Raw genomic sequence first — 17,563 nt, forward strand, 5'->3', positions numbered from 1 at the left:
CGGCGACCGTACCGACAACCCAGATCAGAGCGAGAGGACTTCGGCGTGGGGGACATATTCGAATCGGCCGGGCAGACGCTGGCCTACGGGGGCGTCGGCCTCCTGGTGATGGCCGTCGCGTTCGGCGCGCTCGACCTGGTGACGCCCGGCCACCTCGCCAAGATCGTGGCGCGGCGCAACAAGGGCGCGGCCATCGTGCTCGCCGGGCAGATGCTCGGCGTCGGCATCGTGATCCAGCAGGCGATCCTGGCCAGCGAGTCCGAGGACGGCCTCGGCTACGGGCTGGTGAGCACCGGCGTGTACGGGCTGGCCGGTGTCGTGGTGATGACGGTGGTCTTCGCGATCGTCGGCATCGTCACGCCGGGCAGGATGGGCGCGGCGGTGCTGGAGGACGACGAGGACGGCCGTCCGCACCCGATCGCCTGGGTGCAGGGCACGATGTACGTCGGCACCGCACTGATGGTCGGCGCGGCACTCTCGTGATCCACCGCCCCCGGCTGGCCCGCTTCCTCCTGCTCCTGACCGTCTTCCTGTGCGCGGCCTGCGGTCTGGTGTACGAGTTGGCGCTGGTCGCGCTCGGCGGCTATCTGATCGGCAACACCATCACGCAGACGTCCCTCGTGCTGGCCATCATGGTCTTCGCGATGGGCATCGGCTCGCTGGCGGCCAAGCCCCTCCAGCGGCGCGCCGTGGGCGCGTTCGCCGTGGTGGAGGGGCTGCTGGCGCTGGTCGGCGGGCTCTCGGTGCTCGTGCTGTACGTGCTGTTCGCGTGGGTGGGTGTGTACACGCCCGCGATGACGGTGATCGCGTTCGCCGTCGGCCTGCTGATCGGCGCGGAGATCCCGCTGCTGATGACGATGCTCCAGCGCATCCGCAGGCAGGAGGCGGGCGGGGCGGTCGCCGACGTGTTCGCGGTGGACTACCTGGGCGCGCTGGTGGGCGGGTTGTGCTTCCCACTCCTGCTGCTGCCGACGTTCGGGCAGCTGAAGGGCGTGCTGGTCGTCGGCGTGGTGAACGCGGTGGCCGGTGTGGTCAGCGTGCTGTGGATCTTCCGGGGCAGGATGCGGAGGCTGGTGGCGGGCGGCCTCGCCCTGGGCCTGGCGGCGGTGCTGACGGTGCTGGTCGGCGCGTACGTGCTGGCCGACGACATCGAGATCTCCGCGCGGCAGCGGCTCTACCGCGACCCGATCGTGCACGCGGAGCGCACGCCGTACCAGGAGATCGTGCTCACGGAGTCGATCGGCTTCACCTCGGAGACGGACCTGCGGCTCTTCCTCAACGGCGATCTCCAGTTCTCGTCGATCGACGAGTACCGCTACCACGAGGCGCTGGTGCACCCGGTGCTGGCGGGGAGCAGGGAGCACGTGCTGATCCTGGGCGGCGGCGACGGCCTGGCGCTGCGCGAGGTGCTGCGCTACCCGGACGTGGCGGACGTGACGCTGGTCGAGCTGGACCCGGCGATGACCGACCTGGGCAGGACGTACGGCCCGCTGCGCGACCTGAACGACGGCGCGTTCGGCGACCCGCGCGTGGACGTGGTCAACGCCGACGCGTTCACGTGGCTGCGGGACGCGCCGGGCCCGTACGACGCGGTGATCGTGGACTTCCCCGACCCGGAGGACACGGCGACGGCGAAGCTCTACTCGGTCGAGATGTACGCGATGCTGGCGAACGTGCTGGCATCCGACGGGCGGCTGGTCGTCCAGTCGGGGTCGCCGTTCTTCGCGCCGCGCACGTACTGGTCGGTGGACGCGTCGCTCGCGGAGGCGGGCTTCGCGACGACGCCGTACCAGGTGGACGTGCCGAGCTTCGGCAACTGGGGCTTCGTGCTGGCCGCCGCCGGCGACGCGCCGCCGGCCCTGCGGCTGCCGGCGGACGTGCCGCCGCTGCGCTTCCTGGATGACGCGGTGCTCGACGCGGCGACGGTCTTCCCGCTCGACCGGCGGCACGAGGACGTGCGGGCGAGCACGCTGATGGACCCGGCGGTGCTGGAGTACGCGCGCGGCGAGTGGCAGTACGACTGACCGGCGGCGCGCCGTGGACGCGCAAGAGGGGCGGCGCCTCCGCACAAGGCGCCGCCCCTTCGGTGTCCCCTGGCGGCCTGGGTACTCCCCCGGTGAGGGTCGGGGTGGGGGAGACCCCGGCGGCCAGGCGGCGGTGGCCGGGTGGGACCCGGCACCGCCGCTGCCGCCCGTGCCACGGGTGGCCGGGCGGCGGGAAGTCCGCTGCGGCAGTGAGACTACCCCGCCGATCGCTCATCTGAGCATTCCACGCATCATTGGTGGCAGGCGTCACGCGCACAGAGCGCCGCAAAACGTCCTGAAACGCATGTTTCCCCGCCCCACCCCGGCCGGCACCCGCGAACGCGCCCCCGCGCGCCCGTACTTAGCCCGCACCCCGCGCCCCCTCCGTCAGGCGTGCGCCGCGCCCGCCACGGCGGCGGCGAGCCGCGCGTCCGCGTGCTCCGGCGCGTACAGCGACTCGACCACCATCGCCGCCGCCCCCCGCAGCCCGGCGTGGTCCCCGAGGCGCGAGGAGACGACCTGGAGGTACGCGGTGGTGCGCGGCATCGCCCGCTGGTAGAGCAGCTCCCGCACCCCGGTGAGGAACGGCGGCCCGGTGAGGTCGCCCGCGATCATCAGGACCCCGGGGTTGAGCAGCGTGACGACGGTGGCGAGCACCTCGCCGACGAGCCGCCCCGCCTCGCGCGCGAGCCGCACCGCGTCCGGCTGCCCGATCGACAACTGGTCGCGCACGCCCGAGCCCGACGCGGTCGGCACGCCCGCCGCCGTCAGCTGCTCCGCGAGCGCCCGCCCGCTGGCGACGGCCGCCAGGCAGCCGTACGAGCCGCAGCGGCACAGCGCGTGCGGGTGCCCGCTGAGCCGGATGTGCCCTATGTCACCCGCCGCGCCGTCGAAGCCCCGGTACATCTCCCCGTTGACGACCACCCCGGCCCCTATGCCGGTGGACACCTTGACGAGGAGGAACGCCGGGCAGCCGGCGAACCCGTCGCGCTGCTCGGCGTACGCCATGAGGTTCGCGTCGTTCTCCACCAGCACCGGCACGGGCGGGGCCGACGTGTCATGGCTCACATGCGCGGCGAACGCCCGCCGCATGCCCTCCGGTATGGGGTAGCGGTCCCAGCCGGGCATCATCGGCGGCTGCACGACGATGCCGGTCGGCGCGTCCACCGGGCCCGGCACGGACAGGCCGATGCCGCACACGGCCGACACGGGCACGTCCGCCTTCTCCAGCAGCAGCGCGAACCACTGCCCGAGCCGGTCGAGCGCCTGGTCGGGGCCCTGGTTGATCAGCAGGGAGCCGCTGTGCTCGGCGAGCAGCGTGCCGTCGAGGTCGAGGACGGCGGCGCGGGCGTGCCGTGTCTCCAGGTCGGCGCACAGCACGACGGCGTGCGCCGCGTCGAATTCCAGCCGTACGGGCGGCCGGCCGCCGGTGGTGGCCTCCACCGGGTCGGGCGAGGTCTCGCGGACCCAGCCCGCGCGGAAGAGCTGGTCGAGGCGGTGGCCCACCGTGGAACGGGAGAGACCGGTCACACGCTGGAGCTCGCCCCGGGTGCCGGCCTGACCGCTCCTGATCAGCGACAGCAGGTGTCCCGCGCTCGCCTGGTTCATGCCGACTCGCCTTCCCGGTGCCGGATTTCACGCCTCCTTCAGCTTGTGCGGTAGATATTACAGCGGTAGTTTTGCGTGTTAAGCAGACGTAACCCTGCGGTACCTTCGACAAAACAAACGGCGCCGTGGCGGTGCGGCGACAAGGCAGACGTCCACTCGGAGCTGACGTGGAAAGCGCTGATCAACCCCCCAGTACGCACGAACTTTCCTCCAACGCTGCATACAACGGCGCCCGGCGCGTGCTCGACGGCAACTGGACGGGCTCCTCCACCGTCCCGTCCCGCGCCCTCTACCCCCACCAGTGGAGCTGGGACTCGGCGTTCATCGCCATCGGCCTGCGGCACCACGCGCCGGTCCGCGCCCAGCGCGAGCTGGAGACGCTGCTGACCGCCCAGTGGGCGGACGGCCGTATCCCGCACATCGTGTTCAATCCCACAGTCCCCCTCGGTGCCTACTTCCCGAGCCCCGACTTCTGGCGCTCCTCCTCCGCCGGTGACCTGGCCGGAGCGCCCACCGCCGTGGAGACGTCCGGCATCGTCCAGCCCCCCGTGCACGCGCTCGCCGCACTGCTGGTGCACGAGGCGGACCCCGCCGAGTCCGAACGCCGCGGTTTCCTCCCCCATGTCTACCCACGTCTGGTCGCCTGGCAGCGGTACCTCACCGAGCGCCGCGACCTCGGCGGGCGCGGCCTCGCGTCGATCGTCCACCCGTGGGAGTCCGGCATGGACAACAGCCCGTGCTGGGACGCGCCGCTGTCCCGTGTCGAACCGGCCGCCAGGGGCACGTTCCAGCGCGCCGACCTCGACCACGGCTGCCCCGCCGACCGGCCCACCGACCTGGACTACTGCCGCTACGTCCGCCTGGCCGCGGCCTACCGCGACCAGGGCTACGCCGACGGCCCCGACACCGCGCTGTTCGCCGTCGAGGACCCGGCGTTCAACGCCCTGCTGATCGCCTCGGAGCACGCGCTCGCCGGAATCGCCACGGCCATCGGCGCCGACCCCTCCGACCACCTCGTGCGCGGCGAGCAGCTCACCACCGCGTTCATCAAGCGCCTGTGGAACGAGGACGCCGGCCTCTTCCTGTGCCAGGACGTGATCAGCAACGAGCCGATCCGCGAACGCGGCGCCTGCGGCCTGCTGCCGCTGATCCTGCCGGGACTGCCGGACGAGGTGGTGTCGTCGCTCGTCACCACCCTCGGCGGGGAGCACTTCGGCCTGGGCACGACGACCCGGATGGCGCCGAGCTACGACCTGCGGGGCGCCGCGTTCGACCCGGCCAGGTACTGGCGCGGACCCGCCTGGTTCAACGTGAACTGGCTGCTGGAGCGCGGCCTGCGGCAGCACGGCGCGACGGCGGCGGCGGACGCGCTCGCGGACACGATGCTGGCGACGGCGGTGTCCTCCGGCTTCGCCGAGTACGTCGATCCGGTCTCGGGTGAGGCGCGCGGCAGCCGTGACTTCAGCTGGACCGCCGCGTTGGTTATGGACCTGGCCGTCCGGTCGCGCTGAGCGGCCGGGAGCCGCGCCGGGGGGCAGAAAAAGTGAACAGGGTGAACAGGGGAGACGCAGTGACGACCAACCAGGAGTGTCTGCTCGTCCGCGACGGGACCTTCGTCGCGGTGGGGCCGGCGGGCGACATCACCGGCGAGCGCGGGGCGTGGCCGTACGGGCTGTTCGCCCGCGACGCGCGCCACCTCAGCCGCTGGCAGCTCACGCTCGACGGCGGCACGCCCGCCGTGCTGGTGCCCGCCACGCCGGAAGGCCCTGGCGCGGACACGGCGACCGCCGTCCTCACGCCCCCCGGCGGACGCACGGACGCCCCGGCGCTCACCGTCTTCCGCGCCCAGACCGTGACGGGCGCGGGCCTGACCGAGCGGCTGGTGCTCAGCAGCAACACCGGGGACGCCGCCGAGGTCCTCGTCGCCCTGACCGCCGACGCCGACTTCGCCGACCAGTTCCAGCTGCGCGCCGACCACCGCTGGTACGACAAGCCGCACGCCGTACGGACCCGCGCCACCCGTGAGGACGGCGTGGAGTTCGGCTACCGGCGGCGCGAGTGGCGGGCGCGGACCGCCGTGAGCGCCGAGCCCGCGCCCGACGCGGTGCAGGAGACGGGCAGCGGCGCCCGCCGCCTGTGCTGGCGCGTCGCGCTGCCGCCCCACGGCTCGGCCGAGCTGACGCTGCGCGTGACCGCCGTGCCGCACGGCGCCCCCGCCCCGGCGGGCGACCGCCCCGCCACGCCCCCGGTCCTTCCCGCCCCGGCGGACCGCCCCGAGCTGGCCCTCGCCTGCGAACGCGGCCACGCCGACCTGCTCTCCCTCCTCGTCCCCGCCACCGGCCCCGACGGCGAGGCGCTGCGCGTACCGGCGGCGGGCGTCCCCTGGTTCGTCACCCTCCTCGGGCGGCACGCGCTGATCACCTCCCTGTTCACCCTGGACAGCCACCCGGAGCAGGCCGCCGCGACGCTCCTCGCGCTCGCCGCCGCGCAGGCCACGGACGAGGAGCCCGCCAGGATCGGCGAGCCGGGCAAGATCGTGCACGAGCTGCGCTCCGGCGAGCTGGCGCACTTCGACCAGGTGCCGTACGGGCGGTACTACGGCTCGGTGGACAGCACGCCGCTGTTCCTCATGCTGCTGGGCGCCTACACCGCGCGCACCGGCGACGAGAAACCGGCGCGCCGCCTGGAGCGCCAGGCGCGGGCGGCCGTGGACTGGATGTTCGCCTACGGCGGCCTCGACGCGCGCGGCTACCTCCTCTACCACGCGGACGAGGGCGGCCTCGCGAACCAGAGCTGGAAGGACTCGCCCGACGCCATCTGCTTCCGCGACGGCAGCACCGCGAAGGGCCTCATCACGGCCGCCGCCGCGCAGGGTTACGCGTACGCGGCGCTGCGCCGTACGGCACGCCTGGCGCGCACGGCGTGGGGCGACGCCGCGTACGCCGACCGGCTCGACGGCGCGGCGGACGGCCTCGCGGCACGCTTCGCCCGCGACTTCTGGCTGCCCGAGGCGGACTTCCCGGCGCTCGCGCTGGACGGCTCGGGCACGCCGGTGGACGCCCTCGCCTCGGACGCGGGGCACCTGCTGTGGACGGGCATCCTGGACCCCGAGCGCGGCGCGCGCGTGGGGCGGCGCCTGCTGGAGCCCGACTTCTTCACCGGCTGGGGCATCCGCACGCTGGCGGCGGACCAGCCCGCGTACCACCCGCTCGCGTACCACCGGGGCACGGTGTGGCCGCACGACAGCGCGGTGGCGGCGCTGGGTCTTGCGCGGTACGGGCTGCGGGAGGAGGCGGAGACGGTCGTCGGCGGCCTGCTCGACCTGGCGGCGCGGACGGGCTACCGGCTGCCGGAGCTGATCGCGGGCTACTCGCGGGCGGAGCACGCGCAGCCCGTGCCGTACCCGCACGCGTGCCGGCCGCAGGCGTGGGCGGCGGCGTCGCCCTTCGCCCTGGCGACGGCGCTGACCGGCGGGGACGCGACCTGACGGACGCACGGGCAACGGCGCAGAAAGGTCACGGCAACCGCCTCTCCCCCGCCCCACCGGGGGCGGGGACGCGCCGACCGCCTCTGATCCCGGCGGACACCACCCCGGAGCACCGGGCACGAGCCACAGCCCCGTCACCCCCTGGATACGGCCGGGCCCGTCCGATGCCAGGACAAGAGGGATCACCTCCTCACCCATAGCCCGAACCACCGCATGCCACAGACCTGTTGCCCCAAGGAGCGCCGTGCCCCCGGCAGGACGTTGACCCGACAGCCCCGGCGCCGGTCCTGAGAACCGCTCGTCCACGGGACACGGCCGGGCGACGCTCCGGTACCGGCAGGGAGCCGGCTGGGACACCGTCCGCCGTCGGCCGCGCCCACGCCGTGGCGCGCCGCCACATGCCGGAGCCCCGTGGGTGTCGAGCGGCGGTCGGTGGCGTCGTGCTCAGCCGCCCGAGGTGTCGTCCTCGGCGCCCTCGCCCGGCAGGGGGCACGCCTGCGGGTCGTCCAGCCAGCCGTCCGGCAGCGCGACGCGGTTGCGGCCCGACGTACGCCCCCGGGGGCCGTCCGCGCCGGCCGGCCACGGCTGGTCGAGGTCCAGTTCGCCGAGCAGCGCGGCCAGTTCGTCCAGCGACGCGGCGACGGCCAGCCTCCGGCGCAGCTCGGAACCGGCCGAGAAGCCCTTCGTGTACCAGGCGACGTGCTTGCGGAAGTCGATGACGCCGCGCGACTCGTCCTCCAGCCACTCCCCCAGCAGCCGCGCGTGCCGCACCATCACCTCCGCGACCTCCCGCAGCGACGGCCGCGCGTACCCGTCCGCGCCCCGCCCGTCGAACGCCGCCACCAGGTCGCCGAACAGCCACGGCCGCCCCAGGCAGCCGCGCCCCACGACGACCCCGTCGCAGCCGGTCTCGCGGACCATGCGGACGGCGTCGTCGGCCGACCAGATGTCCCCGTTGCCCAGCACCGGGATCTCGGGCACGGCCTCCTTCAGCCGGGCGATCGCCGACCAGTCCGCCTCGCCCCCGTAGTGCTGCGCGGCGGTCCTGCCGTGCAGCGCGATCGCCGTCACGCCCTCGTCCACGGCGATGCGGCCCGCGTCGAGGTACGTGAGGTGGTCGTCGTCGATGCCCTTGCGCATCTTCATGGTGACGGGCAGGTTCCCCGCGTTGCCCACGGCGGCGCGCAGGATGGCGCGCAGCAGGGGCCGCTTGTACGGGAGGGCCGAACCGCCGCCGCGCCGCGTGACCTTGGGGACGGGGCAGCCGAAGTTGAGGTCCACGTGGTCGGCCAGGTCCTCGTCCGCGATCATGCGCACGGCGCGCCCGACCGTCTCCGGGTCCACGCCGTACAGCTGGATCGAGCGGGGCTTCTCCGCGTCGTCGAAGTGGATGAGCCGCATCGTCTTGTCGTTGCGCTCCACCAGGGCGCGCGAGGTGATCATCTCGCTGACGAACAGGCCGCGCCCGCCCGCGAAGTCGCGGCAGAGCGTGCGGAAGGGCGCGTTGGTGATCCCGGCCATGGGGGCGAGGACGACGGGCGGATCGACGGTGTGCGGCCCGATCCGCAGCAGCGGTGCGGTCATGGCCCCATTGTCCCCCCTTCCCGGCCTTGCCCCCGTGCGGGTCGCCACCGGCCGGTGCAGCAACGATTCAGCCCGGAGGGGCGCCCACCCGGCGACTCTGCGCATCGTTTTGAACACACAAAGTGATGGGTAGCGTCCAGTTCAGTCGAGTCGGGGGAGCTTCCCAATGCCAGAGCCGGCCGCGCAGCGGCAGCAGGAACACAGGTCGCCGATCGGTGGCGACGGGCACCGGCCGGGCCGTGGCGGGCACGGGAACGCGGCGGCCGAGCGGCTCGTGACACAGGTGCGGCACCGCCTCGGCCGGCCCGTGCCACCGGAGTGGACGGCGGCGCTGCGGGCCGTCCCGCGCGACGTCTTCCTGCCGGGGACGGTGTGGCTGCGCGACGGCGAGGGGGGCTACGAGGTGTGCGACCGGGCCGCGCACGCCGAGCGCTGGTGGGCGGCCGCGTCCGCCGACGAGCCGGTGGTGACGCGCCTGGACACCGAGCCGGACGGCTGGCAGCGCCCGGTGTCGTCGCTGTCCGCGCCGAGCACGGTGGTGCGCATGCTCGACTCCCTTGCGCTGCGCGACGGGGCCCGCGTCCTGGAGATCGGCACGGGCGTCGGCTTCACGGCCGCCCTGCTCGCGCACCGCCTCGGCGACGCGAACGTGATCAGCCTCGAACTCGACGCGGACCTCGTGGAGACGGCGCGCAGCAACCTCAAGCTGCTCGGGCGCGGGCCCGCCGTGGAGTGCGCGGACGGGGCGCCCGGCTGGCCGGACGGGGGGCCGTACGACGCGGTGTTCGCGACGTGCTCGGTGCGCCGCGTGCCGGGGGCGTGGCTGGAGCAGACGCGGCCGGGGGGCAGGATCGTCGTGCCGTGGAGCACGGCGTGGTGCGCCTTCGGGACGGTGACGCTGACGCGGCGGGACGGCGGGGGCGCGGACGGGAGGTTCACGTCAGGCGGCTCGTACATGCCGCTGCTGGACGCGGGGGACGCGGGCCCCGGGCGGGTGGACGAGCCGCCGCGCGTGAGCCGTACGGGCCTGTCGCCGTGGGCGGTGGCGGGCGAGGACTACAGGGCGCAGTTCGCGGTGGGGGCGTGCGTGCCGGGGGTGCGGCACGTGTGGGACGGCGATCCCGAGCCGAAGGGTGTGCGGGTGCGGCTGTGGCTGGAGGAGGAGGCGGGCGGCTCCTGGGCGACGGTGGACGTGCGGGACGGCTCCGTGGGCTTCGTGGTCGCGCAGTACGGCCCGCGGTCGCTGTGGGACGAGGTGGAGACGGCGTGGCACTGGTGGGACCACCACGGGCGGCCGGCGCCCGACCGGTTCGGCATCACGGCGGCCCCCGACGGGCACACCCTGTGGCTCGACACCCCGGCCACCCCGTGCCCGCACGCGGCGGCCTGAACGCGCGGGCCCGCCGGACGCGGGGCGCGTACGGCGGGCCGGGGAGCGTGTGGGGTGCGGCGCGTGCGGCGGCGGTTCAGCAGCCGAGGAGGCGCCCGCCGAGGTAGGACTCGACCTGGTCGAGCGAGACGCGCTCCTGCTTCATCGTGTCGCGCTCGCGGACGGTCACCGCGTTGTCGTCCAGGGTGTCGAAGTCGACGGTGACGCAGAACGGCGTGCCGATCTCGTCCTGGCGGCGGTAGCGGCGGCCGATGGCGCCCGCGTCGTCGAACTCGATGTTCCAGTGCCTGCGCAGCGCCGTCGCGAGGTCCTTGGCCTTCGGGGACAGCTGCGGGTTGCGCGACAGCGGGAGGACGGCGACCTTGACCGGCGCGAGGCGCGGGTCGAGCGTCATGACGACGCGCTTCTCCATCTTGCCCTTGGCGTTGGGCGCCTCGTCCTCGTGGTAGGCGTCGAGCATGAACGCGAGCATGGCGCGGCCGACACCGGCGGCGGGCTCGATGACGTAGGGGGTCCAGCGCTCGCCGGCCTCCTGGTCGAAGTAGCTGAGGTCCTGGCCCGACGCCTTGGCGTGGGCGCCGAGGTCGTAGTCCGTGCGGTTGGCGACGCCCTCCAGCTCACCGAACTCGGAGCCGGCGAAGTTGAAGCGGTACTCGATGTCGGCGGTGCGCTTCGAGTAGTGGGACAGCTTCTCCTTCGGGTGCTCGAACCACCGCATGTTGTCCTCGGACAGGCCGAGGTCGCGGTACCAGTTCCAGCGCTGCTCCATCCAGTACGTCTGCCACTCCTCGTCCTCGCCGGGCTTGACGAAGAACTCCATCTCCATCTGCTCGAACTCGCGGGTGCGGAAGATGAAGTTGCCGGGCGTGATCTCGTTCCGGAACGACTTGCCCATCTGCGCGATGCCGAACGGCGGCTTGCGGCGCGACGTCTGCTGGACGGCGGCGAAGTTGGTGAAGATGCCCTGTGCGGTCTCGGGGCGCAGGTAGGCGACGGAGCCGGTGTCCTGCGTCGGGCCGAGGTGCGTGGACAGCAGGCCGGAGAACTGCTTGGGCTCGGTGAAGACGCCCTTGTTGCCGCAGTTGGGGCAGTTGAGGTCGGTGAGGCCGTTGGCGGGGAGGTGCCCGTGCTTCTCCTCGTACGCCTCCTCCAGGTGGTCCGCGCGGAACCGCTTGTGGCAGGAGGTGCACTCGGTCAGCGGGTCCGTGAAGGTCGCGACGTGGCCGGAGGCCTGCCAGACCTCGGTGGCCAGGATGACCGAGGAGTCGATGCCCACCACGTCGTCGCGCGAGGTGACCATCGCGCGCCACCACTGGCGCTTGATGTTCTCCTTCAGTTCCACGCCGAGCGGTCCGTAGTCCCAGGCGGCACGCTGCCCGCCGTAGATCTCGCTGCTGGGATAGACGAAGCCACGGCGCTTGCTGAGGCTGACGATGGTGTCGATCTTGTCGGCGGCCACGGTGCTCTCTTCGGACGAAGGACGACGTTGGAATTGGATCAGGTTACCGGCGTCCGAGGGGGCGTCGGCAAATCGGCGGAGTGCCCGCCGGACGGCGCCGCGCGGCCCGGGAGAGGCGGGCGTCACATTCCCCTTGACCCATTTGACAATGATTGTCATCTGATTTGAAAATGGTCGTCATGAACACCCGTCGCGCTGGTACGCGTTCCCGATCACGATCCCGCTCCCGGATAGCCGGCTCCGCGCTCGCCGCGGGAGCCACGGCCGTGGGGCTCCTCGCCCTGACGGCCTGCGGCTCCGACGACGACGGCGGGGGTGGCGGGGACGGCGCGGGCGGCGACCGGCTCGACGTGGTGGCCTCCTTCTATCCGATGGAGTACCTGGCCGAGCGGATCGGCGGGGACCATGTCTCGGTCTCGACGCTGACCGAGCCCGGGGTGGAGCCGCACGACCTGGAGCTGTCGCCCCGGCAGACGGCCGCGGTGAGCGAGGCGGACCTCGTGGTCTACCTGGCGGGGCTCCAGCCGACCGTGGACGAGGCGGTGGAGACGGCGGGCGTGGAGCACGCCGTGGAGGCCACCTCGTTCACGACGCTTGAGGAGCACGGCGACGACGTGGACGCCTCGGGGGACCACGCGGACGAGCACGCCGACGAACACGCCGACGAGGGCGAGGAGCACGCCGGCGAGCACGCCGAGGAAGGCCACGAGGGGCACGACCACGACCACGAGGGCGCCGACCCCCACATCTGGCTCGACCCGGCCAAGTACGCCGAGGTCGCCCAGGGCGTCGGCGACGCCCTCGCCGAGGCCGACCCCGGCCACGCGGCCGACTACGAGCGGAACACCGAGGCGCTCCTCGCGGACCTGACCGCGCTCGACGAGGAGTTCACGGCCGGCCTCGAAGGCCGCACCTCCGACACCTTCATCACGACCCACGCCGCCTTCGGCTACCTCGCCGAGGCGTACGGTCTGCACGAGGAGGCCATCACCGGCATCGACCCCGAGTCGGAGCCGAGCGCCGCCCGGATGCGCGACCTGCACGACATCGCGGAGGCGGACGGCGTCACCACCGTCTTCTTCGAGACACTGGTCAGCGACGACACCGCCAGGACCCTGGCGGACGACACCGGGCTGCGCACGGACGTACTCGACCCGCTGGAAGGCATCACGGACGAGTCGGCCGGATCGGACTACCTCTCCGTGATGCGGGCCAACCTGGCCGCCCTCCAGGAGGCCCTGGGCGTCCCGGCCTCCTGACGGGCGGGACGAGCGGAACGGCGGACAGCGGCCCGAGGGCCTGAGCGAAGGGGAGACGACCATGGAGTCCGAGCCCGTCATAGCCCTGCGGGGCGTGCGCGCCGAGCTGGGCGGCCGCCCCGTGCTGCGCGGGGTGGACCTGACCGTGCGGCACGGCGAGGTGGTCGCCCTGCTGGGCGCGAACGGCTCGGGCAAGTCCACGGCGGTACGCGCCGCCGTGGGCCAGGTCCCGGTGAGCGGCGGCGAGCTGGCGCTGTTCGGGACGCCCGTGCGGCGGTTCCGCGACTGGCGGCGCGTCGGGTACGTGCCGCAGCGTTCGACGGCGGCGGGCGGCGTGCCCGCGACCGTCCGCGAGGTCGTGCTGTCGGGGCGCCTCGCGCTGCGGCGGCTGCGCCCGCTGGGCCGCGCCGACCGCGCCGCCGTGGACAGGGCGCTCGGCCTGGTGGGCCTCGCGGACCGGGCGCGCGACCCCGTGGCGTCGCTGTCCGGCGGGCAGCACCAGCGGGTGCTGATCGCGCGGGCGCTGGCCATCGGCCCCGAGCTGCTGATCATGGACGAGCCGCTCGCGGGCGTGGACCTGGCGAGCCAGCGCGTGCTGTCGGGGACGCTGCGGACGCTGACCGCCGAGGGCGTGTCCGTGCTGCTGGTGCTGCATGAGCTGGGCCCGCTCCAGCCGCTGATCGACCGTGCCGTGGTCCTGGCACACGGCCGCGTGGAACGGACGGTGGACCACCCGGCGCAGCTGCCCGAGAGCCACGCCTGCCACCCGGCGGACGAGCTGCCGCCGTCCGCCGAGCCGTCGCTCCAGACCGGAATCCTGTGAGGGCCCGCTGATGTTCGAGGTGCTTGACTACGCGTTCATGCAGCGGGCGCTGCTCGCCGCGCTGCTGATCGGCTTCGCGGCGCCCGCCGTCGGCATCTACCTGGTGCAGCGGCAGCAGGCGCTGATGGGCGACGGCATCGGGCACGTGGCGCTGACCGGCGTGGCGCTCGGCTTCCTGCTGAGCGCGAACCCGGTGTGGACGGCCGTGCTGGTCTCGACAGTGGGCGCGGTGGCGATGGAGCTGCTGCGGTCGTCGGGGCGTGCGCGCGGCGACGTGGCGCTTGCCATGCTGTTCTACGGCGGCATGGCGGGCGGCGTGATGATCATCAACCTGGCGCCCGGCGGTTCGACGGCCAACCTGACGTCGTACCTGTGGGGATCGGTCACGACCGTCTCCGAGGCGGACATCGCGGCGATCTGCTGGCTGTCGGTGTTCGTCCTGGTGGTGACGCTGGGGTTGCGGCGGCAGCTGTTCGCCGTCTGCCAGGACGAGGAGTTCGCGCGCGTGACCGGGCTGCCGGTGCGGACGCTGAACCTGCTGCTCGCCGTCACGGCCGCCGCGACCGTCACGGTGGCGATGCGCGTCGTGGGGCTGCTGCTGGTGAGCGCCCTGATGGTGATCCCGGTGGTCGCCGCCCAGCAGGCGACGCGCGGCTTCGTCATGACGCTGGTCCTCGCCATGGTCTTCGGCGTGCTGGTGTCGCTGTCGGGGACGGTGACCTCGTACTACGCGGACGTGCCGCCGGGCGCGACGATCGTGCTGATCGCCCTGGGCCTGTTCCTGCTGGTCTCGCTGCTCGCCCTGCCGCTGGCCAGGAGCCGGGCGCGCAGGCAGGCGGTACGGGACTCCGCGCCGGTCGCGGAACCGGCCGGGGCGCCGGGGGCGTAGGCCGCCGGGTCCGCGCCGGGGGCGGGCGGCAGGGCACGCCACTGCCGACTGTGCCCGTCACCGCGAGAAGGGCTACCCTGGCCACGCGGGGTCGGGCCCGGGGATGCTGCGAGCCGAGGAGGCAGACGTGGAGACGGTGGGACCACCGGTACGCGGTCGTTCGACGCGCCAGCGCGCGGCCGTCGCGGCGGCGCTCGCGGAGGTCGACGAGTTCCGCAGCGCGCAGGAACTGCACGACATGCTCAAGCACAAGGGCGACTCGGTCGGCCTGACGACCGTCTACCGCACCCTCCAGTCCCTCGCCGACGCGGGCGAGGTGGACGTGCTGCGCACCGTCGAGGGCGAGGCCGTCTACCGGCGGTGCAGCAGTGACGACCACCATCACCACCTGGTGTGCCGCGCCTGCGGCAAGGCGGTGGAGGTGGAGGGCCCGGCCGTGGAGAAGTGGGCCGACGCGATGGCGCGCGAGCACGGGTTCGTGGACGTGCGGCACACGGTCGAGATCTTCGGCACCTGCGGGGAGTGCGCGGCCGCGCGTTCCTGACGCGGGGGAGGCGCGGCGGGGCGACGCCCGACCGCAACGTACGGCCCGTGTCCACGACCACCTGCCCGGCCGCGAGGACGACTTGGCGGATCGGTCCGCGTCGTCGGACGCCGTGCGTCGCAAGGCACCGGATCGCCAGGCGTACCGGGTGTACCCGGGCGATGCGGTAACGCGGCGAGGTGCGATGACCGGCGACGCGTGCCAGGCACGATCCGAACGACACGGCCCAGCCTGCCCGGCCGGGCAGCCGCGGCGCAGGCGTTGCGTGACCCTCCGCACGCGCGGACCGTCGCGCACGCCGACCGGGCGTTCATGCACCGCCTGACGCGTGTCCTGGCCGCGGGACACGGCAGCAGGCAGTGGCTCGACATCGGCACGGGCATACCCACGCCGCCGAACCTCCACGAGGTCGCGCGGTCCGTCGCCCCCGGGGCACGGGTGGTGTACGTGGACGACGACCGCGTCGTCGCCCTGGCGCACACGGCGGCGCTCCTCGGCCGCGCGCCGGAGACCGTCCTGCCGGGCGATCCGGCGGTCGTCGTGGGCCCGCCGACGGCGGCGCTGCCGTCGGGGAGCGCGCCGGCGCTGACGCACGCGACCCGCGGCGTCGCGGCGGTCCACCGGGGCGCGGGCAATCCGCCGCACCTGCGGACGCACGGACATGCCGGCGCCCGCGGCACATCGTGACGGGGGCGGCGCTCGGGGCGTGGGACGCGGACGTGAGCGTGTGGGCGGGCGTCAGGTGAGCAGCAGGGCCATGTCCCAGCCGCGCGCGGCCGGGCCGCCGCCGGACGCGTAGGAGTCGAGGGCGAGGCAGACCCCGGCCGCGCCGTCCAGGAGGGCCGGGAGGTCGGCCGGGGGCCCGCCGGGGCGGGGGAAGCGGTAGCCGAAGCGCGCCCTGGGGTCGTGGTGCGCCAGGACGATGGAGGCGATCTCGTCCTGGAGGAGCGGCAGCCGGTGGTCGTCGATGTGGGCGCCGAGGAGTCCCGTGGTGTGCAGGACGCCGCTCCAGCCGTGCCGGATGCCGGGGTCGTCCAGGCCCCATTTCTCGGGCTCCTGGGTGATGAGCGGCAGCAGCGCGCGGTGGGCGAGGGTGTGCCAGTCGGGGCGGTCGAGCGCGAGGGCCGCGAGCTGGACGGCGCGGGCCGTGCCGGGGGCGCCGTCCGCCCAGGTGGGCGGGTTGGGCACCGGGGAGAGGTGGCGCGGTCCTGCGGCCCAGTCGTCGAGGGTCAGGTGGGCGGGCCACAGGATGCCGTCGCCCTGGGGGACGGCCCAGTCGGTGAGGAGGCCCACGAGGTTCTCGACGGCTTCGCGCTGGCCGTCGAGGACGGTGCCCGCGCGGTGGGCGAGCGCGAGGAGGGCGAGCGGGCCCGCGATGCCGTGGGCCAGGCCGAGGTGGAGACGGCCCGCGGGGGCGGACCACCAGGCGGGGACCGTTCGGCCGCGGTGGCGGATCGTCCGGCGGCTGAGGGTGATCAGGTGTGACAGGACGGCGTGCAGTTCGGGGGCGGAGGCGTCCCCGCGGGCGAGCAGGTAGCGGCCGGTGCCGGTGAGGCCGTCGAGGGCGCCGAACGGGGTGCCGGGCGCGCCGGGCGGCCTCGCGGTCGCGGCGCGGGCGAGGCGGCGGTGGTGGGCGTCGAGCCGTTCGAGCGCGCCGAGGTGGTCGCCGGTGGCGCGGTGGGCGACGAGGAGGGCGAACGCGGGGGCGCCGTGGCCGTCGTGGGTGCCGGTCGCCGCCGTGGGCGCGGGGGCCGTGGCGGCGAGGTCGAGGAAGCGGCGGGCGAGGCGCGCGTACTCGGCGCCGCCGATGGGGCTGCCGCTGAAGGCGAGGGAGACGCCCGGGGCGGCGCCCGGGGTGGTGCCGGCGGGGTCGGCGAGCGTGCCGCGGATGCGGGCCGCGACGGTACGGGCCTGGTCACGGTGGCGCGGCGCGGGGTGCACGGTGCCGGCTGCTCCTCTCCCCCCGGGGCGGCACGACGAAAGGGTGGCGGGCGGTTCTCCGCCCGCCACCCTCCGGTGACACATGATCAGCTTCAGCCAATGATGCCGATGATGCCGATGATGCCAATGATCGAGTCGCGGGAGGAAGCCATCGTCAACACTCCTAATGTGATCGGAATTTGCATGCGCTGTGCTGCATGCGTAACCGTAGTTGGTGGAGTGACGCCTGCGCTAGATCGGCCTGGACCGGATTTGAGTCACGTTCGTCACTCCCTCAGGACCGTACGCGGGTGGCGTTTCGCGTCTGTGCCGCCACGCTCCGCGCTACGCCCGTAAACCCCGGCAGGCTGCGGTGCGTTACCTCGCCGAGATCAGCGCCCTGACAGGCCGGTGGCGTCCGTCCGGTGGCCGGTCGGGGAACACCGGATGTCTTGTTGAAGCCATGCCAGATCGGACGCGACTGGATTCTTATGTTTCCCGATCTGGGCAACACTGCTATTTAACGCAGTGGTTACGGAGAAGCGGCGACTTCCGCCCGGACACGGCGCACGGCGG

14 protein-coding genes are annotated in these 17,563 nt (G+C 73.8%); 10 read left to right on the forward strand and 4 right to left on the reverse strand.

The genetic code is table 11. The features are described from left to right. Positions 1–45 precede the first annotated feature (45 nt). Both ACL02R_RS07365 and ACL02R_RS07370 read left to right on the forward strand, forming a co-directional pair. Positions 46–483: a DUF350 domain-containing protein gene (locus ACL02R_RS07365; RefSeq protein WP_412796044.1), complete on the forward strand. Its 438-nt coding sequence runs from the start codon at positions 46–48 to the stop codon at positions 481–483. Continuing rightward, the gene (locus ACL02R_RS07370; protein ID WP_412796045.1) at positions 480–2,024 is read left to right on the forward strand and encodes a polyamine aminopropyltransferase; all 1,545 of its coding nucleotides are present in this window, start codon (positions 480–482) and stop codon (positions 2,022–2,024) included. The genes ACL02R_RS07365 and ACL02R_RS07370 overlap by 4 nt, the downstream gene beginning before the upstream one ends. 387 nt (positions 2,025–2,411) lie before the next feature. Here ACL02R_RS07370 and ACL02R_RS07375 read toward each other — a convergent pair whose 3' ends face one another. Next, a complete protein-coding gene (locus tag ACL02R_RS07375; RefSeq protein ID WP_412796046.1) occupies positions 2,412–3,632 on the reverse strand; it encodes an ROK family transcriptional regulator in 1,221 nt (406 codons plus the stop codon). A gap of 131 nt (positions 3,633–3,763) precedes the next feature. On the opposite strand from ACL02R_RS07375, the gene ACL02R_RS07380 reads away from it, so the two are divergent. After that, positions 3,764–5,143: an MGH1-like glycoside hydrolase domain-containing protein gene (locus tag ACL02R_RS07380; protein WP_412796186.1), complete on the forward strand. Its 1,380-nt coding sequence runs from the start codon at positions 3,764–3,766 to the stop codon at positions 5,141–5,143. Between the two features lie 59 nt (positions 5,144–5,202). Further along, positions 5,203–7,119: a glycogen debranching N-terminal domain-containing protein gene (locus tag ACL02R_RS07385; protein ID WP_412796047.1), complete on the forward strand. Its 1,917-nt coding sequence runs from the start codon at positions 5,203–5,205 to the stop codon at positions 7,117–7,119. A gap of 444 nt (positions 7,120–7,563) precedes the next feature. Here the strand turns inward: ACL02R_RS07385 and dusB are convergent, their stop codons facing one another. Then, positions 7,564–8,703 carry a tRNA dihydrouridine synthase DusB gene (dusB, locus tag ACL02R_RS07390; RefSeq protein WP_412796048.1) on the reverse strand — a complete coding sequence of 380 codons (1,140 nt, stop codon included), beginning with the start codon at positions 8,701–8,703 and terminating at the stop codon, positions 7,564–7,566. A 166-nt stretch (positions 8,704–8,869) separates the two neighbouring features. Here dusB and ACL02R_RS07395 point away from each other — a divergent pair, with 166 nt between their 5' ends. Then, a complete protein-coding gene (locus tag ACL02R_RS07395; RefSeq protein ID WP_412796049.1) occupies positions 8,870–10,093 on the forward strand; it encodes a methyltransferase domain-containing protein in 1,224 nt (407 codons plus the stop codon). A gap of 76 nt (positions 10,094–10,169) precedes the next feature. On the opposite strand, the gene ACL02R_RS07400 is transcribed toward ACL02R_RS07395, so the two are convergent. Continuing rightward, the gene (locus ACL02R_RS07400; protein ID WP_412796050.1) at positions 10,170–11,552 is read right to left on the reverse strand and encodes a glycine--tRNA ligase; all 1,383 of its coding nucleotides are present in this window, start codon (positions 11,550–11,552) and stop codon (positions 10,170–10,172) included. Between the two features lie 170 nt (positions 11,553–11,722). On the opposite strand from ACL02R_RS07400, the gene ACL02R_RS07405 reads away from it, so the two are divergent. From ACL02R_RS07405 to ACL02R_RS07425, 5 genes are all read left to right on the forward strand, one after another. Further along, the gene (locus tag ACL02R_RS07405; RefSeq protein ID WP_412796051.1) at positions 11,723–12,811 is read left to right on the forward strand and encodes a metal ABC transporter substrate-binding protein; all 1,089 of its coding nucleotides are present in this window, start codon (positions 11,723–11,725) and stop codon (positions 12,809–12,811) included. Between the two features lie 61 nt (positions 12,812–12,872). Further along, entirely contained in the window at positions 12,873–13,634 is a 762-nt protein-coding gene (locus tag ACL02R_RS07410; RefSeq protein ID WP_412796052.1) for a metal ABC transporter ATP-binding protein, read from the forward strand. 10 nt (positions 13,635–13,644) lie between these two features. After that, positions 13,645–14,523 (forward strand): metal ABC transporter permease, encoded by an 879-nt coding sequence (locus tag ACL02R_RS07415; RefSeq protein ID WP_412796053.1) that lies wholly within the window; start codon positions 13,645–13,647, stop codon positions 14,521–14,523. Between the two features lie 127 nt (positions 14,524–14,650). Beyond that, the gene (locus ACL02R_RS07420) at positions 14,651–15,067 is read left to right on the forward strand and encodes a Fur family transcriptional regulator (RefSeq protein WP_412796054.1); all 417 of its coding nucleotides are present in this window, start codon (positions 14,651–14,653) and stop codon (positions 15,065–15,067) included. A gap of 198 nt (positions 15,068–15,265) precedes the next feature. Then, positions 15,266–15,754 carry an SAM-dependent methyltransferase gene (locus ACL02R_RS07425; RefSeq protein ID WP_412796055.1) on the forward strand — a complete coding sequence of 163 codons (489 nt, stop codon included), beginning with the start codon at positions 15,266–15,268 and terminating at the stop codon, positions 15,752–15,754. 51 nt (positions 15,755–15,805) lie between these two features. Here the strand turns inward: ACL02R_RS07425 and ACL02R_RS07430 are convergent, their stop codons facing one another. Then, a complete protein-coding gene (locus tag ACL02R_RS07430) occupies positions 15,806–17,008 on the reverse strand; it encodes a lanthionine synthetase LanC family protein (protein ID WP_412796056.1) in 1,203 nt (400 codons plus the stop codon). Positions 17,009–17,563 lie beyond the last annotated feature (555 nt).

The sequence above is a fragment of the Streptomyces sp. MS19 genome, from assembly GCF_047200595.1.
In the GTDB taxonomy this organism is placed as follows: Bacteria; Actinomycetota; Actinomycetes; order Streptomycetales; family Streptomycetaceae; genus Streptomyces.